The sequence below is a fragment of the Pseudomonas sp. ASL8 genome (assembly GCF_056680355.1).
In genome coordinates, this window is the sequence record NZ_CM155278.1 from 2591939 (window position 1) to 2618297 (window position 26359).

Annotated in this window: 22 protein-coding genes; 10 read left to right on the forward strand and 12 right to left on the reverse strand. The window is 58.7% G+C overall.

What is annotated here, in order from left to right:
• Positions 1-10 precede the first annotated feature (10 nt).
• From AC1MEA_RS11870 to AC1MEA_RS11885, 4 genes are read right to left on the reverse strand one after another with little or no spacing between them, the layout of a single operon-like run.
• Complete coding sequence (locus tag AC1MEA_RS11870) at positions 11-1204, reverse strand: DUF4350 domain-containing protein (RefSeq protein ID WP_480917933.1); 1194 nt, start codon at positions 1202-1204, stop codon at positions 11-13.
• A complete protein-coding gene (locus AC1MEA_RS11875) occupies positions 1201-2790 on the reverse strand; it encodes a DUF4129 domain-containing protein (protein ID WP_480917935.1) in 1590 nt (529 codons plus the stop codon). Before AC1MEA_RS11875 ends, AC1MEA_RS11870 begins: the two co-directional genes overlap by 4 nt.
• On the reverse strand, positions 2777-3757 hold the full coding sequence (locus AC1MEA_RS11880) for a stage II sporulation protein M (protein WP_480917937.1): 981 nt from the start codon (positions 3755-3757) through the stop codon (positions 2777-2779). The genes AC1MEA_RS11875 and AC1MEA_RS11880 overlap by 14 nt, the downstream gene beginning before the upstream one ends.
• The gene (locus AC1MEA_RS11885; RefSeq protein ID WP_219062190.1) at positions 3754-4479 is read right to left on the reverse strand and encodes an RDD family protein; all 726 of its coding nucleotides are present in this window, start codon (positions 4477-4479) and stop codon (positions 3754-3756) included. The genes AC1MEA_RS11880 and AC1MEA_RS11885 overlap by 4 nt, the downstream gene beginning before the upstream one ends.
• Before the next feature lie 191 nt (positions 4480-4670).
• Here AC1MEA_RS11885 and sbcB point away from each other — a divergent pair, with 191 nt between their 5' ends.
• Positions 4671-6101: an exodeoxyribonuclease I gene (gene sbcB, locus AC1MEA_RS11890; protein WP_480917939.1), complete on the forward strand. Its 1431-nt coding sequence runs from the start codon at positions 4671-4673 to the stop codon at positions 6099-6101.
• A 124-nt stretch (positions 6102-6225) separates the two neighbouring features.
• Here the strand turns inward: sbcB and mvaT are convergent, their stop codons facing one another.
• On the reverse strand, positions 6226-6603 hold the full coding sequence (mvaT, locus tag AC1MEA_RS11895; RefSeq protein WP_219062188.1) for a histone-like nucleoid-structuring protein MvaT: 378 nt from the start codon (positions 6601-6603) through the stop codon (positions 6226-6228).
• A 362-nt stretch (positions 6604-6965) separates the two neighbouring features.
• Between mvaT and purU the strand changes: the two genes are divergently transcribed.
• Both purU and AC1MEA_RS11905 read left to right on the forward strand, forming a co-directional pair.
• Positions 6966-7817: a formyltetrahydrofolate deformylase gene (gene purU / locus AC1MEA_RS11900; protein ID WP_219062187.1), complete on the forward strand. Its 852-nt coding sequence runs from the start codon at positions 6966-6968 to the stop codon at positions 7815-7817.
• A 102-nt stretch (positions 7818-7919) separates the two neighbouring features.
• Complete coding sequence (locus tag AC1MEA_RS11905; protein WP_449634984.1) at positions 7920-8102, forward strand: hypothetical protein; 183 nt, start codon at positions 7920-7922, stop codon at positions 8100-8102.
• On the opposite strand, the gene gpgF is transcribed toward AC1MEA_RS11905, so the two are convergent.
• From gpgF to gpgS, 3 genes are read right to left on the reverse strand one after another with little or no spacing between them, the layout of a single operon-like run.
• A complete protein-coding gene (gene gpgF, locus AC1MEA_RS11910) occupies positions 8103-9098 on the reverse strand; it encodes a glucosaminyl phosphatidylglycerol flippase (protein ID WP_480917942.1) in 996 nt (331 codons plus the stop codon).
• Positions 9095-9865, reverse strand: coding sequence for an N-acetylglucosaminyl phosphatidylglycerol deacetylase (gene gpgD / locus AC1MEA_RS11915; RefSeq protein WP_480917944.1), 771 nt, complete (start codon positions 9863-9865; stop codon positions 9095-9097). The genes gpgF and gpgD overlap by 4 nt, the downstream gene beginning before the upstream one ends.
• On the reverse strand, positions 9858-10970 hold the full coding sequence (gpgS, locus tag AC1MEA_RS11920) for an N-acetylglucosaminyl phosphatidylglycerol synthase (protein WP_480917946.1): 1113 nt from the start codon (positions 10968-10970) through the stop codon (positions 9858-9860). The genes gpgD and gpgS overlap by 8 nt, the downstream gene beginning before the upstream one ends.
• 161 nt (positions 10971-11131) lie before the next feature.
• Here gpgS and AC1MEA_RS11925 point away from each other — a divergent pair, with 161 nt between their 5' ends.
• On the forward strand, positions 11132-12622 hold the full coding sequence (locus AC1MEA_RS11925; RefSeq protein ID WP_480917948.1) for a helicase HerA-like domain-containing protein: 1491 nt from the start codon (positions 11132-11134) through the stop codon (positions 12620-12622).
• A gap of 53 nt (positions 12623-12675) precedes the next feature.
• On the opposite strand, the gene AC1MEA_RS11930 is transcribed toward AC1MEA_RS11925, so the two are convergent.
• Together AC1MEA_RS11930 and AC1MEA_RS11935 are read right to left on the reverse strand one after the other, a co-directional pair.
• Entirely contained in the window at positions 12676-14148 is a 1473-nt protein-coding gene (locus tag AC1MEA_RS11930; RefSeq protein WP_219062181.1) for an inorganic phosphate transporter, read from the reverse strand.
• Positions 14149-14387: 239 nt separating this feature from the next.
• Positions 14388-14585 (reverse strand): hypothetical protein, encoded by a 198-nt coding sequence (locus AC1MEA_RS11935; RefSeq protein ID WP_219062180.1) that lies wholly within the window; start codon positions 14583-14585, stop codon positions 14388-14390.
• A gap of 901 nt (positions 14586-15486) precedes the next feature.
• Here AC1MEA_RS11935 and pcaR point away from each other — a divergent pair.
• The 6 genes from pcaR (at position 15487) to pcaD (ending at position 21684) form a co-directional block, all read left to right on the forward strand.
• Positions 15487-16329 (forward strand): pca regulon transcriptional regulator PcaR, encoded by an 843-nt coding sequence (pcaR, locus tag AC1MEA_RS11940; protein WP_219062179.1) that lies wholly within the window; start codon positions 15487-15489, stop codon positions 16327-16329.
• A 199-nt stretch (positions 16330-16528) separates the two neighbouring features.
• Positions 16529-17386 carry a CoA transferase subunit A gene (locus tag AC1MEA_RS11945; RefSeq protein WP_219062178.1) on the forward strand — a complete coding sequence of 286 codons (858 nt, stop codon included), beginning with the start codon at positions 16529-16531 and terminating at the stop codon, positions 17384-17386.
• Positions 17387-18166: a CoA-transferase subunit beta gene (locus AC1MEA_RS11950; RefSeq protein ID WP_480917951.1), complete on the forward strand. Its 780-nt coding sequence runs from the start codon at positions 17387-17389 to the stop codon at positions 18164-18166. It abuts the gene before it with no gap.
• Positions 18163-19368: a 3-oxoadipyl-CoA thiolase gene (pcaF, locus tag AC1MEA_RS11955; RefSeq protein ID WP_480917953.1), complete on the forward strand. Its 1206-nt coding sequence runs from the start codon at positions 18163-18165 to the stop codon at positions 19366-19368. The genes AC1MEA_RS11950 and pcaF overlap by 4 nt, the downstream gene beginning before the upstream one ends.
• Before the next feature lie 138 nt (positions 19369-19506).
• Complete coding sequence (locus AC1MEA_RS11960) at positions 19507-20820, forward strand: MFS family transporter (RefSeq protein WP_219062175.1); 1314 nt, start codon at positions 19507-19509, stop codon at positions 20818-20820.
• A 75-nt stretch (positions 20821-20895) separates the two neighbouring features.
• Positions 20896-21684: a 3-oxoadipate enol-lactonase gene (gene pcaD / locus AC1MEA_RS11965; protein WP_480917955.1), complete on the forward strand. Its 789-nt coding sequence runs from the start codon at positions 20896-20898 to the stop codon at positions 21682-21684.
• A 76-nt stretch (positions 21685-21760) separates the two neighbouring features.
• On the opposite strand, the gene adeC is transcribed toward pcaD, so the two are convergent.
• Positions 21761-23221, reverse strand: a complete 1461-nt coding sequence (gene adeC, locus AC1MEA_RS11970) for an AdeC/AdeK/OprM family multidrug efflux complex outer membrane factor (protein ID WP_480917957.1) — start codon at positions 23219-23221, stop codon at positions 21761-21763.
• Complete coding sequence (locus tag AC1MEA_RS11975; protein ID WP_480917959.1) at positions 23218-26358, reverse strand: efflux RND transporter permease subunit; 3141 nt, start codon at positions 26356-26358, stop codon at positions 23218-23220. The genes adeC and AC1MEA_RS11975 overlap by 4 nt, the downstream gene beginning before the upstream one ends.
• Position 26359: the final 1 nt, after the last annotated feature.

Sequence of the window (26359 nt, forward strand, 5' to 3'; positions counted from 1 at the left end):
GGGTAGTCGCTCATAGGGCATTCCTGAGAGTTTGCAGGTGGGCAACCTGGCGGGTGAATTCTGCGCTGGACAGTCGCTGAGCGGGGCGTGGGCGCAGGGCCTGACTGACAGCGCTGGTGGGTTGGCGCGTCAGGCGCCCAAGCACCTGCCATTGGTCGGCGACGCCGAGGTGTTCGAAACCGGGATGACGCTGTCGGGCGCGACGCAAGATGTCTTGCTGCAATGCACGCAACAGGACCTGTTGACCGCTGCGTCTGAGCAGGAAGTCGGCACTGGCACGCAGGTGCTCGGTCAATTGCCGGCGCGCACGTGAGGCCGGAGCCTGCAGCGGGCCGTGACGCAGGCCGACGTGCCACAGGAGCAAACCGGTCAGCAATGCCAGTGCGGTCAACGCCTCAGGGAAATACCGCAGCAACAGGCTGAACAGATCAGCGTGCTCGGTTTGCAGCAGCATCGTCACCGAGCTGTCCTGGGTCAGATACCACAGCAGCCAGGCATTGTCGTAGCGGGCGATGGTTCTGTTTTTCCACAGGTCGCTGTCGCTCAAAACGGTGATCAAACCGTTGCCATAGGCCAATTGCATCATGTGCGTGGCCAAGCCGCTGTTGGCCCAGGACTGAGCACGGTCCCTGGGGTCGTCCAGGTGAAAGTCGGTATCGAAACTGAAATAGGCCGGTTCGTCTTCGTTTTCCAGGTACAGCTTGGTCAGGCCGGGGTAGTCCGTCGGTGCCAAGGGGGTAGGCTGCCTGGGCACGATGACTTTTGCCCGGTCCTGTGTTTGCAGGTCCGCGCTGAGGAATTGGTGAATCTGCACCCGGTCCAGCAGCAGGTCGCCGCTGCGGCCTTTCTGTTCATCCCAGAGTTGCTCGGCGACGAACAGTAGATGACCGCCGGATTTGGCCCAGTCCAGCAGTCGCTCGACTTGCCGGGGCGTCATGTTTTCGCGACTGGCGAGGAGCATCAGGGTCTGCGACTCCTGACGCGCGTCGGGCAAGTTCTGGAGTGCATCAGTGACCTGAACCGGCACCGAGCGTTGGCGCAGGAAGTTTTCGGCCGCCAGGTAGGGGTTGCCGCGCACTTCAGGTGACGGACCTTGGTCGATGACCTCGGTGTAGCGCTCCATGTGCGTGTACAGATAACGGCCGGCCACCCCGAGCGCGACTATCAATAGTAGGCCGATCAGCAGTGCGTTGCGTCGGGTCATCGGGGAGCCCCCGAACCGAACAGTTGTCGCCAGCCGTCACACAGTTCCTGCTGTAGGTGCGCCGGGGGCAGGTTATGGCCGTAGGCGAGGTTCTGCCAGTGTTCAGTCAGGCGTTGGCTGTACTCGTGTAATGCCAGCAGTTTGAGCTGCGCAACCTGCTGCAACACCTCGCCCTCGGTGTCGGCATTCTTCAGCGGCAGTTGGTAGTCGGTCAGCAGGCGGCTGAGCAGCGCTCGATACAACAGGCCCAGCGCCTTGCGAGGTTGAGTGGCCCACAGGCGTTCGGCTGTGCCAGCCACATCATCGGGCAGGCTTTGGGCGTTGACCTGCAAACCGAATAATTGCCGGGGGACGTTGCGTTGAATTTTTTCCGGGCCTTGGCGACGGCTGACGAAGGTACTGATCCAGGCCCGGTATCGCCAGATCAATACGCTGACCAGGATGATCGCCCCTGCCCACAGCAGCACTTCAAACACATGGGCAAGCATGTTGGCGATACGCGCCAGCCAGTTGATCAAACGCAGCAGCCACTGTGCTGAATCAGCAGGTTTTTCCGCTTTGGTAGCCACTTTGTCTTCGATCAGGCGCCATCCCGTCACAGTCTTCGGGTTCTTGAACGGCGGGAGTGCCAGTTGCGCCTTGATGCTGTCACGCGCAGCGTTGCTGGTCAGTGCTTGATGAGTCAGGCGCGGGCTGTCTGGCCCGGCTGGAGCATGCTCGGGTGATGCAGGATCAAGCGGTGGCAATGGGCAGCTGTAGCTTTGCTCTGCGGCCCAGGCGGACGGGGTGACCGTTGAAAACACCAGGCCCAGGCCGATCAACATGACATAGGCGCTGCCGATCAGGCGTTGGCGCAAACGGCGCAGCACCAGTTCGATATCCCAAGCCTCCAGCGCGGTGCGCCTGTTCAGGTACAAGGTGAAGCCGCTGGCCACATAAACCGGTTCCCAGAAAATCAGGATCAAGGCATAAAAAGCATTGCTCAGGTGTTCGAGCCAGTGCCAGTTGCCTTCGATGTCGAGCAGGCTGTTCCAACTCCAGTTCAGTTCGACCTGTTGCGGGATCAGCAAATAGAAGACGCTCATCAGCCCGAGCCACAAGGTCATTTCCAGTGCGCTGCCGACCGAGGTCAGCCAGCGTGCGGCGCGCAGGTTGTGTTGGCTGAGAATGCCGATTCGCTGCTGGCGTGCCGGGCCGGATAAGTGTTCAAGTTGTTGCACCGGCAGTTTGAAGCTGCGGCTGAGGCTCAATCGGCGCCAGGTCAGGCTGGCCAGCAACTGCGGCTTGAGTGCTTTTGGCCAGGCCTTCAGGGCTTGCTTGAGGCTGGGCGTCGAGCCAAAAATCGCTTGCGAAAGAATCAGCAACGGCAGGCGCTCAAAGGCCGGTTTGAGCCACCAGAACACCAGGATCGCAATCGTCGGAGAGTTCCAGAACACCAGGCTGAGCAGGGCGAAGATCGGCAGCGTGACGGCGGCCCAACTGCCCATCAACAAGCCGCGATGCTCGCGAGCCAGCAGCACGCCAAGGTCGATAGCTTCCCAGGGATTGCGCGGGCGAATCACGACACTGGCGTCAGTCAGGCGCATGACCACTCCGTCCAGCGAAGATCAGGTACGCCCCGACGAGCCCCCATAGGCAGGCGCCGACCAGGTATTTGGTCAGCGGTTGAAAAGACGTCATCGATGACCAGTAGGCCTCGATAAAGGCCGCGATCAGCAGAAACAGCATCACCCCGCACATCAACCGCACGCTCACTTTTGCCGCCAGCCGCAACGCCTCACTGCGCGGTAGAGGCCCGGGCGCGAGCAAGGCCCAGCCCAGCTTGAGGCCTGCGGTACCGGCGAGGGCAATGGCGCTGAGCTCAAAAGCACCATGGCCGATGACGAATGACCAGAAGGTCTGCCCATAACCGATTCCGCTGAGATGGCCAGCCACCGCGCCGATCATCAGGCCATTGAAGAACAGAAAAAACAGGCTGCCTACGCCGAACAGCAATCCGGTGGCGAAGGTCTGAAAGGCGATCCCGATGTTATGCATGATGTAGTAACCGAACATCATCCAGTCTTCGCTGGAGCCCCGCGTCGCTGCCTCGCCGATGCGCCGCGCCGTCGGGTCGTACATGCTTTCCATCTCGGTCACCTGCGCGGGGCTGACGACGCTGTAGACCAGGTCCGGAAAGAAATACACCAACAGGCCGATGCCGAGCAGGCTGCCGAAAAACAGTAGGCTGGCGACCAGCACGAAACGCCATTGCGTCCTGACCAGTCTCGGAAAGTCGGCGAGGACGAAACTCAACAGATGCGCACCCAGCTGGCTGCGGTGCCGGTACAACTGTTGATGGCCGCGCATCGCCAAGTGTTGCAGCGGGTCGACCAGATGACTGCTGTAGCCGCGCTCTTGCGCCAAGGCTAATTGCTGGCAGATTCGGCGGTAATCGCTGGCGAATGCCTCGCAGGCCTTGCTCTCGGCTTTGCCGTGCTCCAGCGCGTCCAGCAGTTCGGCGAAGCGCTGCCAGTCGGGTTGATGGCGACTTTCAAACAGGGATTGCTTCATGTCGGCCCCAGCAGGCCGCGAGCGATCCCATTGAGGTGCGCGACGGCTTGATCTGCGGGGACTTGCAAGGGCTGCGCAAGAATCGCGGCCAACTCCTGCGTGCGCTCGGCGGACAGGCTGGCCTGCCGCTCAGCGAAGCCCAGCAGCGCGCGCTGTTCATCCAGGGTCAGGGCGAATGGGGCAATCAGCGGCAATGCGTGGGGCAGCGTCGGGCGCACGCTGGGCGGGTCGCAATAGACCACCAGTGTGCCTGCGGCCAGATCGCCCAGACGTTTGAAGGTGGGATGCTGCAGACAGCTCACGGCACCCAGAAAGTAACCGAAGGGCAGCATGTCGACGAAACGCAGCAGGTTGCGGGTCAATGACGCCGACCAGCCAATCGGCGTGCCGTCGTCGTGAACCACGCGCAGGCCCATGATCTGCTTGCCGACAGTACGCCCTTGATTCAGCACCTCGAACAGGACCATGTACCCCCACGTCCCCAGAAACAGCACCAGCGCGCTCAGGCCCATGCCGAACTTATCGAACAGGCGGAGGAAGATGAATAACCCGCCCATGACTAGCACACGAACCAACAGGTCGAGGGTAAACGCCAGCGTACGTGGCACCAGGCCTGCAGGGCGCAGGATCAGATCGATGCCTTCCGGGGTTTCGATGCGGGCGCGAGTATCCAGTGGCGTGTGCGGCGCAGCACTCCTGGGCAAAGCTGGGGGGAAGGACATTATCGAGTGGTGCACGCCTGAAGACAAAGCCCGATGCTAGCCAGCACGGGCCCTCGAAGCAACCAGACTCTCTAAACGGACAGGCGCAAGCAGTGTGAACACGCGTATCCGCCGCGTACCTGAATCAGCCGATTGGCCATTTATGCTGCGCACCCCCTACACTTTGCCGGTCTTCTGTTCAGGAATAGCCCGTGACCTCCAGCATCTTTTGGTACGACTATGAAACCACTGGCATCAACCCGCGCAATGATCGTGCGCTTCAGGTTGCCGGTATCCGCACGGACGCTGAGCTCAATGAGATCGCTGCGCCGATTAACCTCTACTGTCAGCCGAGCGAGGACATCCTGCCGCACCCGGCAGCGTGCCTGATCACCGGTATCACCCCCGACCGCCTGGCCGAACAGGGGTTGAGTGAAGCCGACTTCATGACCCGGGTGCATGCTGAATTGTCGGCGCCAGGCACCTGTGGCGCAGGCTACAACACGTTGCGCTTCGATGACGAAGTGACCCGTTACAGCCTGTATCGCAATTTCTTCGATCCCTATGCGCGCGAATGGCAGGGCGGTAACAGCCGTTGGGATTTGATCGATGTCGTGCGAACGGCGTATGCGTTGCGCCCTGAAGGGATCGTCTGGCCCGAGGAAGAGGGGCGAGTGACCTTGAAGCTTGAACGTCTGACTGCGGCCAATGGCATTGATCACGGTCAGGCTCATGATGCCTTGTCCGATGTGCGCGCTACGATCGCCTTGGCGCGTTTGATTCGTGAGAAGCAGCCGAAACTGTATGACTACTTGTTTCAGCTGCGCAGCAAACAGCGAGTGCAGGATCAGATCCGTTTGATGCAGCCGCTGGTTCACATCTCCGGACGCTTCTCCGCTGCGCGCAGTTACTTGGGCGTGGTATTGCCGCTGGCGTGGCATCCGCACAATCGCAATGCGCTGATTGTCTGTGATTTACACCAGGACCCTGCGCCATTGCTTGAGCAGGACGCCGATACATTGCGTCAGCGCTTATATACCCGGCGAGATGATCTTGCCGACGGTGAATTGCCGGTGCCGCTCAAGCTCTTGCATATAAACCGCTGCCCGGTGGTCGCGCCGCTCAACGTGCTGCGTGCCGAAGATCAGCAGCGTTTGCAATTGGACATGGCCCACTATCAGGCGCGCGCGCAGCAGTTAACAGACGCGCAGGAACTTTGGCAGGATAAAGTGAAAGCCGTTTATGGCCGTGAAAATTTTACGCCCAGTGAAGACCCGGAGCAGCAGTTATATGACGGGTTCCTCGGTGATCGTGATCGACGGTTGTGTGAGCAAGTACGCACTGCCGAGCCAGAACAATTGGCCCGCGACGAATGGCCTTTTGATGATGAGCGTCTGCCTGAATTATTATTCAGATACCGCGCGAGGAACTTTGCCGAGACCTTGACTGTCGAGGAGCAACAGCGCTGGCATGCCTTTTGTCAGCAGCGCTTATCGCGGGCTGAGAGCGGAGCGCCTAATACATTACAAAGTTTTACAAAATCCCTGGTTGAGTTATCCCTTAGTGCTACACCGGCTCAGCTTAAGGTATTGAGCCAATGGCAGGATTATGCCCAGCAACTGCGCGTGCGCTTCAGCCTCTGAAGGGCCGCCTGGCTGGGGGGAGACATTTTTTGTAATACACGGCGGGTCCTAAACGACAGGTAATAAAAAACGCCAGCAAGCTGGCGTTTTTTATGAGCCGTCATTGCTGACGACCGGTATTCACTTAGCCCAGCAGAGTTGCCCAGCCTTCAACTACGTCGCCGCCCCACTTGGCTTTCCACTCTTTCAGAGTCTTGTGGTTGCCGCCTTTGGTTTCAATGACTTCGCCGTTGTGCGGGTTCTTGTACTGCTTGACCTTGCGTGCACGCTTGGTGCCGGTAGTCTTCACGGCGCCGCGAGGAGTCTTGTTAACTTTGGATTCTGGATCAAGCAACGCGATGATGTCGCGCAGCGATTTTTGATATTCGCCCATCAGGGTGCGCAGTTTGCCTTCGAATTCCAGCTCAGTTTGCAGTTTGTCGTCTTGCGACAGACTTTTCAAACGGGCTTGCAGTTCTTTGATGGCTTCTTCCGTGGCACGGTATTCGTTGATCAGGGACATGAAGGGGTACCTTATGTTCAGAGGGTGGCAGGGACACAGTGACGCAATAATAGTCAGACAGTTTGATCAAGTAAACATTAAAGAAAAGTTTTAGGGCAATTATTTATAAAATCGGCCCTGCGCAACAGCGCGACAACATTAGATATTGCACCGTGGGCGCTAAAGGATATCGCCATAATGGCCCTTTTTAATGCAAGGCCTCTATCGGCACTGACGGGACAGCTATCAGGGGAAACGGTGTTGCCTGGGGACGCGATGCCTCAATGGCCACGGCGGTTTCAGGCTCGGCGAGAGGAGTACTGCAGTTTTCCTGCGTAATCGCTAGAATGGCGGCCTTTGCGAAGTTCTGGAGTTTTTCCCTCATGCGCACTTTTCGGCTGGTGATTGCTTGCCCGGACCGCGTCGGCATCGTTGCTAAAGTCAGTAACTTTTTGGCCGCCTATAATGGCTGGATTACCGAGGCGAGCCATCACTCGGACAATCTCAGTGGTTGGTTCTTTATGCGTCACGAGATTCGTGCCGATACAGTCCCCCTGGAACTTGAAGAATTTCGCAAGGCGTTCGCGCCGATTGCCGAAGAGTTCTCCATGGACTGGCGCGTCACGGACTCGGCGCAGAAAAAACGCGTGGTGTTGATGGCCAGTCGTGAATCGCACTGCCTGGCGGATCTTCTACACCGCTGGCACACCGATGAGCTGGACTGCGAAATCGCCTGCGTGATTTCCAACCATGAAGACCTGCGCAGCATGGTCGAGTGGCACAACATCCCCTATTACCATGTTCCGGTGGACTCGAAGGACAAGGAGCCGGCGTTCGCCGAAGTCTCGCGTCTGGTCAAGCACCATGAGGCGGACGTAGTCGTGCTGGCGCGCTACATGCAGATTCTGCCGCCGCAATTGTGCCGTGAGTATGCGCATCGGGTGATCAACATCCACCACAGCTTCCTGCCGTCGTTCGTGGGGGCCAAGCCGTACCACCAGGCTTCGCTGCGTGGCGTGAAGCTGATTGGCGCGACCTGTCACTACGTGACTGAAGAACTCGACGCGGGTCCGATCATCGAACAGGACGTGGTGCGCGTCAGCCACCGTGACAGCATCGAAAACATGGTGCGCTTCGGTCGCGACGTGGAAAAGATGGTGTTGGCCCGCGGGCTTCGTTACCACCTGGAAGATCGGGTGCTGGTGCATCAGAACAAGACGGTTGTATTCGACTAGTCTCAAGCACCTGACTGACCGCCATTCGCGAATAAATCCGCGCCCACACAGGTTTACCGTGGGGGTGAATGTATTCGCGAAGGCGTAGCGATGGAGGCGAAGATGACCGATCCACTCGACAAAGCCACATCAAACGCACCACCCACGCTTGGCGAGGGCTGCCTGAGTCGTTATGACCCGGACGCCCTGGGGCCAGAGGACGGTGCGGACTTCGACGGCGCCGTCGAGCTTTGGCAGCAATTGCAACAAACACCTGAGGCGCCAACGGACACGCCGAAAAAATAATCAGGCGTGTTTGAGGCGCATCAGCTTGTTCAGCAACGGTCGTCCGACCAGCAGCAAAAACACCGGCCCACCGGCGATCAAGTAAAAGTAGTACGTCACCGCCCGCCAGATCAGGATCGCCGCAGCGGCCGTGGACTTACCCACAATGGGGGCCAGCAGTGCCGCCGATGTCAGCTCTGCAGCGCCTGCGCCACCCGGCAACAGGCTCAGTTGTCCCGCGCTCAGCGACAGCATTTGAATCAGAAAACTCCAGGCCCACTGGATGTCCACGCCCAAACCGCGCAAGGCCAGATACAGCACGCTGTAACGCAAGCCCCAATGCAGGCACGTCAGCACGAACACCTGCGCCAGTTTTTGCCGAGGCATCTTCAGCGTGTCGACAAACGCATCACGAAAGTGCAGCAGTTTGCGTGCCCAGTGCCGACGAGTCGTGGCGGTGGTGTTGAGGCGTTTGAGCAGGCCCCCGTTGAGTTTGATGATCTGCCGATGATAGCGGGCGAAGCCAATGCCCAGGCACAATCCGCCAAGCATCAGAATCGCACTCAGGCTGAGCATCCACTCCAGCTTCTGACTGAGTTCGTGAAACAGCGCATACAGCAGAATGCCGAGCAGGGCGCACAGGAAGAACAGCAGATCACTGAGCTGGTCAGTGGCGAAGACCGCGCTGCTTTTAGCCGGGCGTACGCCATTGCGCGACAGCACGGTCATCAATGTCAGTGGCCCGCCACTGCCGCCCGGCGTCGCGCAAATCGCGAACTCGGTGGCCATGACCACCCCAAGGCTTTTCAGCAGGCTTAACCCGCCCACGCTGTCCCCCAGCAATAGACGCAAGCGCAGTGCGTTCAAGCCCCAGCACGCCACGATCATGCCGAGCATCCCCAGCAACAGGTCAAGGGGGAAACTGCTCAGGCGCAGGAACATCTCACTGCCGCCCAACACAAGCGGAATCAGGAGGGCGGTGAGCAGCCCTGCCAATAACCAGGCGAGTCGTTTCACGCGGCTGACCTCATGGCTGGATGCTGTGCGGCAAGCCAGTGTGCCTTGGTCATGGGCGTGCGGCCGCTCTCGATCAGTCTTTTCAGGATTTGTAGCCAGTAGTGACGGGCATACTCATGGCGCATGTCAACCGGGTGTAAGCCCAGTCGGATGGTGGATGCCGCCTTGAATCTGTGTTCGAGGCGGTCGCTGAGGATTTTCGACACGCCGCGACGCCAAGCGCTGCGCGCACTCCAGACAATGCCCGGCGCTTCAATCCGGGTAAAATCCGGCAGCCGATACAGATGCTGAGCATCGCTGGTGTAGTGCAGAGGCAGGCTGCGCAAGGCGTCTCGCGTGCCCTCGCTCATCAGCCAGGCAGGGGCAATGAACCCATGGAGCGGCCAACCCATACGTTGAAATAATTCGATACCTGCGAGCAGGCGGGTCAACGCCTGCTCGCGGTCGAGGGCATAGAACTCAGCTTCCCACGTGAGAATACGCCGCATGAAATAGTCGTGCGGAGTGCGCGGCGGCGGGCCGTCGTCGCAATGGTAGTAGCCATGCAGTGCCAGTTCATCGCCGCAGGCCAGGCGATTTTCCAGCACTCGCTGAAAGTGAATATCGGCACTCACCGGATTGCGTTTATGAAAGTCGGGAACCACCAGCAATGTCATGGGGATATTGCCCAGCGCGTCCACCGCCTGGATAAACGGCTGGTAGTCGGCCCAGGTTTCGGGCGCTACATCATGCAGCACCAGCAATACGCTACGTTTGATGTCAGCCATGAGCGAGCACCGGTAAGCGACTGCCCAGGACGGCTTGATAATGTTCGAGCAGACCCTCGACCACGGTGTCCCAGGCATATCGCTGTTCGACGTAGTGCCGGGCCTGATAGCCTTTTTGCGCGCTGTCGTGGCTGAACAACTCCCGCACGGCGCTGGCCATGGCCAACGGATTGTTCGGTGCGCAGAGCAAGCCGCATGTTTCAGGCACGATTTCAGTAAACGCGCCGGCTGCCACGGCAATTACCGGAATGCCACTGGCCATGGCTTCGAGAATCACCAGGCCGAAGGTTTCCTGATCGCCGGCATGCAGCAAGGCGTCGGCACTGGCCAATAAGCGCGCTATCTCGCTGGCCGGGCAGAAGTGACCGATGACCGACACATTGTCCGGAACCGCATCGGGCATGTGCGAGCCGACCAGCAACAGGTGATAGTCGGCGCCCAGCCGTTTCATGCAGTCGAGCAGCACGGGCAGGTTTTTTTCACGCGATCCGCGTCCTGCAAAAATCAGTAGGCGGGTGGCTTCGTTGAGGCCTAGCTCGGCTTTAAGGCCCGGATCGCGAAGGGTGGGTGTAAACGTCACAAGGTCCACGCCCAGCGGTTGCACGTGCACATTCTCGACGCCCAACCGGATCAACTTGTCGGCCATGATGGTGCTGGGCGCCAAGACCCTGTCGAAATTGTTATACAACTTGCTGACGTAGGTTTCGACGTTGGTGCCAAGCCAGTTGCCGATACGATTGCTCACCAGCAGCGGTAAGTCGGAGTGATAGAAGCCAATGACCGGCACATCCAGTTCGCGGCGTGCATCCAGCGCGGCCCACGCCGTCAGATAAGGATCGCCGACTTCGATCACGTCGGGATGCAGGTCGTGCAGGACATTGCGCCAGGGTGCGAGGCGCAAGGGGAAGCGATAACCGTTGCTGAAGGGCAGGGCCGGAGCCGGCACCTTATAAATCCCGTCTTTGTGGCTCAAGCTGGCGCCGGGGATCAACAGACTGTGACGAACGCCCGGATAACGCCCCAGGCGACGATGTTTGGCATCTAGATAAGTACGCACGCCACCGCTGGCAGGGGCGTAGAACATGGTCATGTCAGCGATATGCACAGTAATAATCCCCCCAGTGTGGAAGCCTTCCTAAGGTTGACCACTGACAAGAATAGATGTTCGGTGCACAAAAGCAGGGCGCTGGACGGCCGCGCCGAACTTAAACTTTCTGCTCTACTTGTATGACGGTTGCCTATCCAGATTTAACCAGGGGTGAATACATGCCTGACTCTCAGCAATTCTTTCTCGGCAGCGATCTGAACGGGCGGCCGATCACCCAGGCCATGCGCCTGACCAATCGTCATGGCTTGGTGGCGGGCGCTACCGGAACGGGGAAAACTGTCACCTTGCAGCGCCTGGCCGAAGCGTTCAGCGATGCTGGCGTTGCGGTGTTTGCCGCGGACATCAAAGGTGATCTCTGCGGCTTGGGTGCGGCAGGCAACCCTGAGGGCAAAATCGCGGAACGAATCGCCAGCATGCCGTGGCTCAATCATCGGCCACAGGCTTATCCGGTGACCCTATGGGATATCCATGGCCTGACAGGCCATCCGTTGCGCACCACCCTCACTGAAATGGGGCCATTGCTGCTGGGCAGTTTGCTGGAGTTGACCGACAGTCAGCAGTCAGCGCTTTACGCGGCATTCAAGGTGGCCGACCGCGAAGGTCTGTTGTTGCTGGATATCAAGGACCTGAAGGCGCTGCTCAATCATTTGAGGGAGCAGCCTGAGCTGTTGGGCGAGGACAGCGCGCTGCTGACGACCGGCTCCAGCCAAGCGTTATTAAGGCGCCTGGCGGTGCTGGAACAGCAAGGTGCAGAGGCGTTGTTCGGTGAACCCGCGCTGCAACTCGAGGACATCCTGCACCCGGCCAGCGATGGTCGTGGGCGCATCCATCTGCTGGACGCCAGCCGCTTGGTGCATGAAGCACCCAAGGTGTATGCGACTTTCCTGCTGTGGTTGTTGGCGGAACTGTTTGAACAGCTGCCGGAGCGTGGGGACAGTGATAAACCGCTGCTGGCGTTGTTTTTCGATGAGGCCCATTTGCTCTTCGCCGACACCCCTAAAGCCTTGCAGGAGCGGCTGGAGCAAGTGGTCCGTTTGATCCGCTCGAAAGGGGTTGGGGTGTATTTCTTCACTCAGTCGCCCAGCGATTTGCCCGACGATGTGCTGGCTCAATTGGGTTTGCGCATTCAGCACGGGTTGCGCGCGTTTACCACCAAAGAGCAAAAATCACTGCGCGCCGTGGCTGACGGCTTCAGGCCCAACCCTGATTTCGACACCTTGGCGGTGCTGACCGAGCTGGGTATCGGTGAGGCGCTGGTCGGCACCTTGCAAGACAAAGGCACGCCGGCCATGGTTCAGCGTGTGTTGATCGCCCCGCCACAGTCGCGTATCGGGCCATTGAGTGAGGCTGAGCGCGCCAATTTGATCGCGCAATCGCCGTTGGCCGGGCGCTACGATAAACCGATTGATCGTGAGTCTGCGTACGAGATGCTGATGGCGCGCAGGGTCGCGGTGCCAGCTGATTCAGACGTGCCTGTCAAAGGCGCAAAGGAGGAATCCAGCTTTGGCGATCAGGCGGGGGCGTTCCTCGGCGGTCTGGCGGGGCAGGCGATGAAAACGGCAATGCGCCAGGCCGCCAATCAGATCGGCCGGCAATTGGTGCGGGGCTTGATGGGGTCGTTGCTGGGCGGGACGAAGAAACGCCCGTAATTCCTGGCTCAAAAAAAAGCGCCCAACAGGGCGCTTGTTTTGAGACTTACTGTTTAAGCCAGTGCTTTTGACGCCAACCAGAACAAACCAGCCGACAGCGCGATGGTCGCAGGCAGGGTCAAGACCCACGCCAGGATAATCGTGCGCACAGTGCCACTCTGCAAACCGCTTTTGTTTGCGACCATGGTCCCGGCGACGCCAGAGGACAGGATGTGGGTGGTCGAAACCGGCAGGCTGAAAACGTTAGCCAGGCCGATGGCGCAGGTGGTGGTGATCTGTGCCGACATGCCTTGGGCATAGGTCATGCCTTGCTTGCCGATTTTTTCGCCGATGGTCAGTACCACGCGCTTCCAGCCAATCATGGTGCCCAGGCCCAACGCCAGGGCGACGGCGAGAATGACCCAGAACGGCGCATATTCAGTGGTGGCCGTCAGGTCTTTGCGCAGCTTCTCAAGGTCGGATTTTTCACGAGGCGCCAAGGTGGAAAGCTTGCCGACTTTTCGGGCTGTGTCATCCATGCAGAGCAGGTAGCGACGCACTTCGATGCGGCTTTCAGTCGACAGGGCGTGGTAATCGACGACACCTTTAAGCGTGTTGAGCAGGGCGTTGATGGTCGGCTCGGTTTGCGTCGGGTTGCAACTGAAGCGCTCCGGCAAGTCGCCATCCTTCGATTTGCCCAAGGCCAGGAACTCACTCAGGGTATCGGTATTGCGCTGATAGAACTGGCTCAGGTGCAGGGTTGCATCCCGGGTACGTTCGATCTGGTAGGTGGTGCTGCTCAGGTCGAGAACGAACTGGCTTGGCACGATACCAATCAACACCAGCATGATCAGGCCGATACCTTTCTGACCGTCGTTGGAGCCGTGCACGAAACTCACGGTCATGGCGGAAACCACCAATACCAGACGGTTCCAGAAAGGCGGGTGTTTCTTGTCATCGATCTTGCGGCGCTGCTCCGGCGTCTTGTGCATCTTGGACAGCGGGCGCCACCATTTCAGAATGAGCAGCAACAGACCTGCAACGATGAAGCCTGCCAGCGGCGAAAAGATCAGCGACGCGCCGATGTCGATCGCTTTTTGCCAGTTGACGCCGTCGGCCAGCGGAATACCGGTAATCAATGCGTTGGCGAGTCCGACACCCAGAATAGAGCCGATCAGGGTGTGCGAACTGGACGCCGGAATCCCGAAATACCAGGTGCCGAGGTTCCAGGTAATCGCCGCCGCGAGCAGCGAGAACACCATGGCCAGGCCATGGCCGGTGTTCACGTTGATCAGCAGTTCGACAGGCAGCAGGTGGACGATGGCGTAGGCCACGCCTACACCGCCCAGCAATACACCGAGAAAATTGAACAAACCGGAAAAGAATACGGCCAGGTTGGGCGGCATGGCTTTGGTGTAAATGACAGTAGCTACCGCGTTAGCGGTGTCATGAAAGCCGTTGATGAACTCGAACGTGAGAACGAAGGCCAGGGCAAGCAGCAAGCTCACAAGTACCCAAGCATCTAGCCCGCTGAATAAATCGATCATGAAAATCTTCTGACCCGGTCGTAAGGGGGCGCGATTATGCCAGAAAACCCTATAAATCGATGCACTTGCTGCTCATCGGTTACATCATTAAACGAAATGGGTGGCCACAGCTACCGCCCTCAAGGCTGTCGGGAAGACAGCCCTGCGTTCATCGTTGCCTCAAACCTCAGTAAAAACGGGCTCTGCGCCCATCAAGAAAGGGGCGCACCGCAAACCGCGACTGATTTTAGCCGCAAAGGCTAAGGTTCTTCCTTGAGGTCTTTTTCCATTTTTTGCAGTTCTTGCTTGAAAGCCTGATCGAGAAGGCTGGCTCTTTTGCGCCAAGGCTTACGTTCGGGCTCTGGTTGTGCGGCGTAGGTGGTGACTTCCCCGCCGTATACATCCTTGTAACGTTGTTCCTGGCGCTCAAGTTCCACGCGCAGTTCATCTTTCGTCACAGTGTTACCTAATAAAGTCGAGATTAATTCCGGTGACAGCGCAGAGCGCTGGAAGTGTTTACACCGTCTATGTCCAGTCTGTCGGGCTGTTTAAACAGTCGGACATTCCTTTACACACTACGTGTAAATACCTTCTTGCTGCTCGCGGCTACGGGCACCAGAAAAAACAGCTGTCGTAGCAACAGATATGGATTACAAGCGCGGTGGCTATCAATGGCTCGGCATCTCATCCGCGGACTGTCTGGATCGTGCACTGGGTCAGTGCAGGGTCCATGTGACTGGATCCACGCTTAGCGCGCTGGAGTTTCAATCACTGCGGGGCATTATAGCCAGTCGACCGAAGAACACTATCTCCAAGATGTTCGGTGCCGTCAACTTTATGTGCGTGTTTGTTACGACACGTCTTCCATCGGTACTCTTTTCTGTACGACAGTTCTGAAGTTTAGACGGCGATTGAATACCACTACAACTTCATGCCCGGGCCGCAGACTGTTTCCAATTGAGGATGATCAGTAGGGGCACGGGTATAAACCACGGTTTTCGCGGCTCGGAGCGCAGGGGCAGATTGGGCTCATCAGAAACAATAGCGCAGCGGTTCTTCCGTGGTGCCGGAAGAGGCTGCGTATCGGATAGCGTTGCGCTCGTGTACGGCGCTGAAAGAAAACGGCCTCGCTTCGTGGGCAAGGCCGTACCGATGGACTTCTCGTGGGTACCTGACCAGTATTTCCAAGAAGCCACTTAAGCGGCGAGTGAAAGGTATAAGGATAAAGGCGACGGGTCAATTGCGATTATCGGTCATTGGTTCGATAATCGCCCGGGACGGGCCCGATGAATTCCTTAGTGAAGCGTTGTGAAGGGCTTTGTATCCGGCCTGAAAAGGCGTCGATAGGCGGTGTTTGGGATGAACGATCAACTGCGCAACTCATTTGCCTCGCTGGCGCCGCCGATTGTGGCGTCACCGGCCAAGCGGATTCAGGCGCTGACCGGCGACCCGGATTTCATGACGTCCCTGGCCAGAGGCCTGGCGGTGATCCATGCCTTTCAGGAACGTAAGCGTCAATTGACCATTGCCCAGATCAGCCACCGCACGGAAATCCCCCGCGCAGCGGTACGCCGTTGCCTGCATACATTGATCAAGCTGGGCTACGCCACCAGTGATGGCCGGACCTACTCGCTGCTGCCTAAAGTGCTGACGTTGGGGCATGCCTATCTGTCATCGACGCCGCTTGCGATCTCGGCCCAGCCTTATCTGGATCGCATGAGCGATCAATTGCATGAGGCCTGCAACATGGCGACCCTCGAAGGCGACGATATTCTGTATATCGCTCGCTCGGCCACGACCCAGCGATTGATCTCGGTGGACCTGTCGGTGGGCGGACGGTTGCCTGCCTATTGCACGTCCATGGGGCGAATACTGCTGGCCGCGCTGGACGATGTTTCGCTCGGTGAATACCTCGATCACGTCGACCTGCAACCTAAAACCAGTCGCACGTTATCAACACCCGAGGATTTGCTGGAATGCCTGCAACAGGTTCGCCAGCAGGGGTGGTGCATCGTTGACCAGGAACTCGAGCAAGGCCTGCGCTCGATTGCCGTCCCTGTCTATGACGCCTCCGGTCAGGTGTTGGCTGCACTCAACGTCAGCACCAGTGCTGGACGCGTGGCCCGCAGTGAACTGGAACAGCGCTTTCTGCCGATCATGCTCGATGCCAGCCGTGATCTGAGTACGCAGCTGTTTACCTGATGCTTTGAATACAGGGCGCCTGTTTGATCCCTTCGCTAAGGGCGACCACTTTAGTAGCCCCCTTTAATTTGTGCGATTAACGAACAGTTAGTCGATTATCGGATTGTTTGCCCCTCCGCTCAGGCATAACCTGATTCGCATTCCAGCGCAGCTCACTTGCGCTATTTATTGATTGTGATGCGAGATCGGGAGCAACTCCATGGCTGAAATTCTTTCTCTGCACGATGCCGTGAAGCAATTCGTCAACGATGGCGACATCGTTGCACTGGAAGGCTTCACCCATCTGATTCCCACTGCTGCGGGCCACGAAATCATTCGTCAGGGTAAAAAAGACCTGACCCTGGTGCGCATGACCCCCGACTTGATCTATGACCAATTGATCGGTGCCGGCTGTGCGAAAAAACTGATTTTCTCGTGGGGCGGCAACCCTGGTGTTGGCTCCTTGCATCGCCTGCGTGACGCGGTCGAGAAACAGTGGCCGCATGCGATGGAAATCGAAGAACACAGCCACGCGGACCTCGCCAACGCCTATGTTGCAGGTGCGTCCGGGCTGCCTTTCGCGGTGCTGCGTGCTTACGCCGGTTCCGACCTGCCCAAGGTCAACCCGATGATCAAAACCGTCACCTGCCCCTTCACCGGTGAAGTGCTGGCGGCGGTCCCGGCTGTGCGCCCTGACATCACGGTGATCCATGCGCAGAAGGCCGACCGTAAAGGCAACGTGCTGCTGTGGGGCATTCTGGGTGTGCAGAAAGAAGCGGCACTGGCGGCCAAGCGCTGCATCGTCACGGTTGAAGAGATCGTTGACGACCTCAAGGCCCCGATGAACGCCTGCGTACTGCCGACTTGGGCCCTGAGCGCCGTCTGCCTGGTACCGGGTGGTGCACATCCATCCTATGCCCATGGTTACTACGAGCGTGATAACCGCTTCTATCAAGCCTGGGACGCTATTGCCCGCGACCGTGACAGCTTCACTGCGTGGATTGCCGAATATATTCACGGCACCGCTGATTTCAATGAATTCAAAGCCCGGTTGGCTAGCGTTTCGGAGGCTCAATAAATGACTTACACCACCAATGAAATGATGACAGTCGCGGCAGCCCGTCGTTTGAAGAACGGTTCGGTCTGCTTTGTCGGCATCGGTCTGCCTTCCAAGGCCGCTAACCTGGCCCGCCTGACGTCCTCGCCGGATGTGGTGCTGATTTACGAATCCGGCCCGATCGGCGCCAAGCCGAACGTGCTGCCGCTGTCGATTGGCGACGGCGAACTGGCGGAAACCGCCGACACCGTCGTCTCTACCAGTGAAATTTTTCGCTACTGGCTGCAAGGTGGCCGGGTCGACGTAGGTTTCCTGGGCGCCGCTCAGGTTGACCGCTTCGGCAACATCAACACCACAGTGGTGGGGAGCTATGACAATCCGAAGGTCCGCTTGCCAGGGGCCGGCGGTGCGCCGGAGATTGCCGGTTCCGCGAAGCAGGTGTTGATCATCCTCAAGCAATCGGCGCGGGCGTTCGTCAACAAACTCGACTTCATCACGTCCGTCGGTCACGGCGAAGGCGGGGATTCGCGCAAGAGACTGGGCTTGCCCGGTGCCGGTCCTGTGGGGATCATCACCGACCTGTGCATCATGGAACCCGAGGCAGGCACCCATGAGTTCGTGGTTACGACCCTGCACCCGGGCGTGACTCGCGAGCAAGTCATTGCCGCCACCGGTTGGGAAGTGCGCTTCGCCGAGAATGTCGTGTATTCGGCTGAACCTACTGAAACCGAATTGACTGCTTTGCGTGATCTGGAAGCGCGTACCGCCATCGCTCATGGTCAGACACCGGGAGAAGCATGATGCGTGACGTTTATATCTGTGATGCGATTCGTACACCGATTGGCCGTTTTGGCGGTGGTCTGTCGACGGTACGTGCCGATGACCTGGCTGCGCTGCCGATCAAGGCGCTGATGGAGCGTAACCCGTCGGTGAACTGGGACGAGGTCGATGAAGTGTTTTTCGGCTGCGCCAACCAGGCCGGCGAAGACAACCGCAACGTAGCGCGTATGGCTGCCTTGTTGGCTGGCCTGCCGCAGAGCATTCCAGGGGTGACCCTCAACCGTCTTTGCGCCTCGGGCATGGACGCGGTCGGTACAGCCTTCCGCGCCATCGCCAGCGGCGAGATGGAGCTGGCCATTGCTGGCGGTGTTGAATCGATGTCCCGCGCGCCTTTCGTCATGGGCAAGGCTGATGCCGCGTTCTCGCGCAACATGAAACTGGAAGACACCACCATTGGCTGGCGCTTTATCAACCCGTTGATGAAGGCCCAGTACGGCGTCGATGCCATGCCGCAGACCGGCGACAACGTCGCTGATGACTATAAAATTTCGCGTGCTGATCAGGATGCTTTTGCTCTGCGCAGCCAGCAGCGCACGGCCGTGGCTCAGGCCGCAGGCTATTTCGCTGAAGAAATCGTGCCGGTGCGTGTTACGCACAAAAAAGGCGAAACCATTGTCGCGCACGATGAACACCCTCGTGCCGATACCAGCCTGGAAACCCTGAGCAAGCTCAAACCAGTCAACGGAGCGGACAAGACCGTCACCGCCGGCAATGCTTCAGGCGTCAATGATGGCGCGGCAGCCTTGATTCTGGCCTCTGCCGATGCCGTGAAAAAGCATGGTTTGACCGCACGGGCTCGGGTGCTGGGGATGGCCAGCGCGGCAGTCGCTCCGCGCGTCATGGGTATTGGTCCGGTGCCGGCAGTTCGCAAACTGGTCGAGCGTCTTGGCCTGGCCGTGACTGATTTCGATGTGATCGAACTCAACGAAGCCTTCGCCAGTCAGGGCCTGGCTGTGTTGCGTGAACTGGGTCTCGCCGACGATGCGCCGCAGGTCAATCCCAACGGCGGGGCGATTGCGTTGGGTCATCCTTTGGGCATGAGTGGCGCGCGTCTGATCCTGACAGCCTTGCATCAGCTGGAAAAAACCGGTGGCCGGAAAGGGCTGGCGACGATGTGCGTGGGGGTCGGGCAAGGCTTGGCGTTAGCCATCGAAAGAGTCTGATCACAACGTTTTCAAGCATCCAGGAAAGGACCGCCTTCACGACAGGCGGACCCTCTTCTGGATGATTGCGTTTTGAGAGGTCAGTCGATTACAGAATGTGTCTAGAATGGGGTGGTTACCCCTCAGAGTGAACTCCCAATGACAATAACAAGTACCACCGTCTCCGAGCCCGTGCATTACACCGGGGAGGAGCGTCGCAAGCGGATTTTTGCCATCGTCGGTGCCTCTTCGGGCAACTTGGTGGAGTGGTTCGACTTCTACGTCTATGCCTTCTGTGCCATTTATTTCGCGCCGGCCTTTTTCCCTTCCGACGATCCGACCGTGCAGTTGCTTAACACGGCGGGCGTGTTCGCTGCCGGTTTTCTGATGCGTCCGATCGGTGGCTGGCTGTTTGGCCGGGTGGCCGACAAGCACGGCCGCAAGAACTCCATGATGATCTCGGTGCTGATGATGTGCGGTGGCTCACTGGTCATCGCCTGCCTGCCGACCTACGGCACGATTGGCGCGTGGGCACCGGCCTTGCTATTGGTCGCCAGGCTGTTCCAGGGTTTGTCCGTGGGTGGCGAATACGGCACCACGGCGACTTACATGAGCGAGGTTGCGCTCAAAGGGCAGCGTGGCTTCTTCGCTTCGTTCCAGTACGTGACCCTGATCGGCGGCCAGTTGCTGGCCGTGTTGACGGTGGTCATCCTGCAGCAGTTCCTCAGCACTGAAGAGCTGCGTGCATATGGCTGGCGCATCCCGTTCGTGGTTGGCGCCATTGCTGCGGTGATTTCCCTGTTCCTGCGTCGCTCGCTCAAAGAAACCACGACGGCAGAAACGCGTAAGGACAAAGACGCCGGGAGCATGAGGGCGTTGTTCAGGGATCACAAAACGGCCTTTATCACCGTGCTCGGTTACACCGCCGGCGGTTCGCTGATTTTCTACACGTTTACCACCTACATGCAGAAATACCTGGTGAACACCGGGGGCATGGAAGCCAAGACCGCCAGTTACATCATGACCGGCGCGCTGTTCCTTTATATGTGCATGCAACCACTGTTCGGCATGTTGGCGGACAAGATAGGTCGCCGTAACTCGATGCTCTGGTTCGGCGCGCTGGGCACCCTGTGCACGGTGCCGATTCTGATGACGCTGAAAACCACGACCAATCCGTTCATGGCGTTTCTCCTGATCACCTTGGCGTTGGCGATTGTCAGCTTCTACACCTCGATCAGCGGTCTGGTAAAAGCCGAGATGTTCCCGCCTCAAGTGCGTGCGTTGGGTGTCGGCGTGGCGTATGCCGTGGCCAACGCGATCTTCGGTGGCTCGGCTGAATACGTCGCGCTGAACCTGAAGAACATGGGCATGGAGAGCAACTTCTACTGGTACGTGACCGTCATGATGGCGATCGCTTTCCTGTTCAGCCTGCGCCTGCCGAAACAGCCGGCGTATTTGCACCACGATCATTGATCCATCCGCGCGCGTCCGGAAGGGCGCGCGTCATTCAGATTATGCGTTTATGTAACGCGCCCGAAGGAGGCTGCTGTGGGATTTGTACAACTTGCCGATGGTCAACTGCACTATCAACTTGATGGTCCGAAAGATGCGCCGGTACTGGTTTTGTCCAACTCGTTGGGCACCGACCTGCATATGTGGGATACCCAGCTACCGACCTTCGGCAAATATTTCCGTGTTCTGCGCTATGACACCCGCGGGCATGGTCGCTCGCTGGTGACGCCAGGCCCTTACAGCATCGAGCAGTTGGGTCAGGATGTGCTGGCGTTGCTCGATGGATTGAATATTGAACAGGCGCATTTCTGCGGTTTGTCCATGGGCGGTTTGATTGGCCAATGGCTGGGCATTCATGCCAATGAGCGGCTGCACAAGCTGGTGCTGTGCAACACCGCGGCTAAAATCGGCGGTCCCGAGACCTGGGATCCGCGAATTGAAACGGTGCTGCGCGATGGTCCGGCGGCTATGGTCGCGTTGCGTGATGCGTCAATCGCACGCTGGTTCACGCCTGAGTACGCCGCCGCTAACCCGGATCAGGCCAAGCGCATTACCGATATGCTCGCGGCAACTTCGCCCGAAGGTTATGCCGCAAACTGCGCCGCCGTGCGCGATGCGGACTTCCGTGAGGACCTGGGGTCGATCAGCGCGCCGACACTGATCATTTCCGGTATCCACGACCCGGTGACGCCGCCTGTGGGTGGGCGTTTTATCCACGACCATATCGATGGCGCCGAGTACGAAGAAGTCCACGCGGCGCACCTGTCCAACGTAGAGGCGGGCGAGGTGTTTACCAGTCGGGTGTTGGCGTTTTTGTTGAGCTGAGGCAGGATCGAGGCAACGGGGTATCACACCCCATAAAAAACCCACCAGACGGTGGGTTTTTTATGCGCTGCTGAAACTAGAACAGTCTGGTTTCAGGCACATCGCCGGTCGCAGGTTTGGCCTGTCCGGTCTGTTCGTACCAACCGCCACCCAAGGCTTTGTACAGATTGACCTCGCTGACCAGTTGCGAGAGGCGATCAGTGATCAATGACTGCTGCGCACTGAACAACGAGCGCTGGGCGTCGAGGAATGTCAGGTTGCTGTCGATCCCGATCCGGTAACGACGCTCGGCCAGACGGTAGTAGTCCTGGTTGGCGGCAACCAGATCACGCTGGGCCTTGAGCTGGTCGTTGTAGGTCTGGCGTGAGGCCAGCCCGTCGGAGACTTCCTGGAACGCGGTCTGAATGGTCTTTTCGTACTTGGCGACGCCGATGTCTTTCTGGATTTTCGAGTAATCCAGGCTGGCCCGCAGGCTGCCAGCATTGAAAATCGGCAGATTGATTTTCGGCGAGAACAACCAGGTGCCCGAGCCGCCATTGAACAGCCCGGACAGGTCAGGGCTGGCGGTACCGGCATTGGCTGTCAGGGTGATGCTCGGGAAGAACGCGGCGCGCGCTGCGCCGATGTTGGCGTTGGAGGCCTTGAGCTGATGCTCGGCTTCAAGGATGTCCGGGCGCCGTTGCAGCAAGTCCGACGGCAAGCCCGCCGGCATTTTGCTTAGCAGGTCGGCACTGAGCGGCTGGCTTGCAGGCAAGTTGGCCGGTAGGCCGGTGCCCAGCAGCAGCGTCAGGTTGTTCTGGTCTTGAGCGACCAGCCGTTGGTACTGCGCCAGTTTGACCCGGGCACCTTCTACCGATGTCCGCGACTGGCTCACGTCCAGCGCAGAAGCCACGCCGACTTCATTGCTGCGCGCGGTGAGCCGGTAGCTTTCTTCGAACGCTTTAAGCGTGTCCTGAGTCAGCTTGAACTGCTCCTTGTCAGCTTCCCAGACCAGGTAGGCATTGGCGACGCTGGCCACCAGACTGATCTGCGTGCTGCGGCGAGCTTCCTCGCTGGAGAAGTAAGTCTCCAGCGCTTGCTCGCTGAGGCTGCGTACGCGGCCGAACAGATCCAGCTCATAGGCGCTGATGCCCAGGGTCGCCGAATATTGACTGGTGATGCCCGCTTTGCCGCTGGTGGACAGGTCGGCCGGAACGCGTTGACGGCTGCCGCTGCCATCGGCCGAAACGGCCGGGAACAGGTCAGCGCGCTGGATGCGATATTGCGCACGGTAGGCGTCGATGTTCAGGGCCGCGACACGCAGGTCACGGTTGTTGACCAGCGCGGTCTCGATCAGCTGTTGCAGGGCAGGGTCTTGGAAAAACTGACGCCAGCCTTGTTCGGCAGCGGCGACCGCGGCCGATTCAGTTGGCGAATAAGCCGGACCTTGCGGCCATTGCGCCGGCACCGGCGCTGCTGGCTGATTGTAATCGGGGATCAACGAGCAGCCGCCAAGAATGAACGCGGTGACTGCCAGAGCGATCAGGGACTTGCTCATTGGCCAGCCTCATCGTGTGGAGTTTCTGTCGGTTTTACCTTGCTTTTGAACAGCGAGGATATCGAAACAAAGAACAATGGCACCCAGAAAATCGCCAGGACCGTGGCCGTAATCATACCGCCGATTACCCCGGTACCGATCGAGTGCTGGCTGCCCGAGCCTGCGCCCGTGGAAATCGCCAACGGGACCACGCCGAGGATGAACGCCATGGACGTCATCACGATTGGCCTCAACCGCATGCGGCAGGCTTCAATCGCCGCTTCGGTATAGCTTTTCCCCTGCTCATGCAGTTCCTTGGCGAACTCGACGATCAGAATGGCGTTTTTCGCCGATAGACCAACGGTCACCAACAGGCCTACCTGGAAGAATACGTCGTTGGACAGGCCGCGCATGCTGGTGGCTATCAACGCACCGATAACCCCCAGCGGCACCACCAGCATGACCGAGATAGGAATCGACCAGCTTTCATACAAGGCTGCCAGACAGAGGAACACCACCAAGAGCGAAAGGGCGTACAGCGCTGGCGCCTGAGAGCCGGACAGGCGTTCTTCATAGGACAGACCGGTCCATGAGTAACCGATACCGGCCGGGAGTTTTTTGATGATGGACTCGACTTCGTCCATGGCCTGCCCGGTGCTATAACCCGGCGCTGGTACACCCAATATCTCTTCAGCCGTTACGCCGTTGTAACGCGACAGTTTCGGCGAGCCATACACCCACTTGCCGCTGGCAAAGGAGGCGAAGGGCACCATCTCGCCGGTAACGTTGCGCACATACCACTTCTTCAAGTCTTCAGGTGACATCCGGCTGCCGGCTTCGCCCTGAACGTAGACCTTCTTGACTCGACCTCGGTCGATGAAGTCGTTGACGTAGCTGCCACCCAGCGCAATCGACAGCGTGGTGTTGATGTCTGACATCGTCACGCCCAAGGCGTTGGCACGTTCGTCATCGATAACCAGTTGGTACTGCGGTTCATCGTTCAGACCGTTGGGGCGCACGCCTGCAAGAATCTTGCTTTGGGCGGCCAGACCGAGGAACTGGTTACGGGCCTCCATCAGCTTGGCATGACCGAGCCCTGCCTGATCCTGCAAGTAAAGGTCGAAACCTGTGGCGTTACCCAGTTCCAGTACCGAGGGTGGAACGACAGCGAATGTCATCGAGTCGCGGAAGCTGAAGAAGTGTGCCTGTGCACGCTTGGCCAACGCGAACACGCTGTTCTCGGCCGTGCGCTCGCCCCAGGGTTTGAGCATGATAAACGCGAGGCCCGAACTTTGGCCGCGACCGGCGAAGTTGAAGCCGTTCACGGTGAACACCGACTTGACCCCTGCGCCTTCCTCATCTAGCAGGTAGCTACGCATGTTGTCGAGTACGGTTTGCGTACGCTCTGAGGATGAGCCCGCAGGTGTCTGCACTTGGGCGAAGATCACGCCCTGGTCTTCTTCTGGCAGGAACGCGCTCGGGATGCTGTTGAACATCCAGACCATCCCGGCAAAGATCAGCGCATAGGCCAGATAAGCGGGAGTTTTGTGCTTGATCATGTTGCCGACGCCACGCTCGTAACTCAGTACGCTGCGGTCGAAGGTGCGGTTGAACCAGCCGAAAAAGCCACGCTTGGGTTGGCCGTGTTTTTCGTGGTCGATCGGTTTGAGCAGGGTTGCACACAACGCTGGCGTGAAGATCAGGGCAACCAGCACCGAGAGCGCCATGGCTGAAACGATGGTGATCGAGAACTGTTTGTAAATCACCCCTGTGGAGCCGCCGAAGAACGCCATTGGCAGCAGAACCGCCGACAGTACCAAGGCAATACCGACCAGAGCCCCTTGAATCTGACCCATGGATTTTCGCGTGGCGTCTCTGGGCGACAGTTTTTCTTCGGCCATTACCCGTTCGACGTTCTCCACCACCACAATCGCATCGTCCACCAGCAAGCCGATGGCCAGCACCATGCCGAACATGGTCAGGGTGTTGATGGTAAAGCCCGCCGCCGCGAGGACACCGAACGTACCGAGCAATACCACGGGCACTGTCATCGTGGTGATGATCGTGGCCCGCAAGTTCTGCAGGAACAGGTACATCACCAGGAACACCAGAACGATGGCTTCGACCAGCGTGTGGATTACACCCGAGATCGATTCGGTGACGACTGGCGTGGTGTCATACGGATACACCGCTTTCATGCCAGGCGGAAAGAAAGGTTCCAGTTGGGCAATCGTGGTGCGGATCGCTTTCGCGGTGTCCAGTGCGTTGGCACCGGTGGCCAGCTTAATGGCAAGGCCGGAAGCCGCTTTGCCGTTGAACTGGGCACTGACGCTGTAGTTCTCGCCCCCCAGGCCGACGCTGGCGACATCTTTCAGCCGTACCTGGGAGCCATCAAGGTTGACCTTGAGCAGGATTTTTTCGAATTGTTCGGCTGTTTGCAGACGGGTTTTGCCGATGATGGTGGCGTTCAGTTGTTGGCCGGGAAGCGCAGGCAGACCACCGATCTGACCCGATGAAACCTGAACGTTCTGTGCCGTGATAGCGGCTTTAACGTCCACCGGGGTCAGCTGGAAGTTGTTCAGCTTGGCCGGATCCAGCCAGATACGCATGGCGTACTGGGCGCCGAAGACCTGGAAGTCACCGACACCGGAGGTCCGTGAGATAGGGTCTTGCATGTTCGACACGATGTAGTTGGCCAGGTCGTCCTTGGTCATGCTGCCGTCTTCGGACACCAAACCGATGACCATCAGGAAGTTTTTCACCGCCTTGGTCACGCGAATACCTTGCTGCTGCACTTCTTGCGGCAGCAGGGGTGTTGCCAGGTTCAGTTTGTTCTGGACCTGAACCTGCGCGATATCAGGGTTGGTGCCCTGATTGAACGTCGCAGTGATGGTCATGCTGCCATCGGAGTTACTTTCAGAACCGACATAACGCAGGTTGTCGATACCGTTGAGTTGTTGTTCGATGACCTGAACCACGGTGTCCTGCACGGTCTGTGCAGACGCGCCTGGGTAGGTCACCTGGATCGCGATAGCGGGCGGTGCAATGGCCGGGTATTGGTTGATCGGCAGTTTGAGGATCGAGAGTGCCCCGACCAACATGATGATCAGGGCAACTACCCAGGCAAAGATTGGACGGTCGATAAAAAATTTCGACATG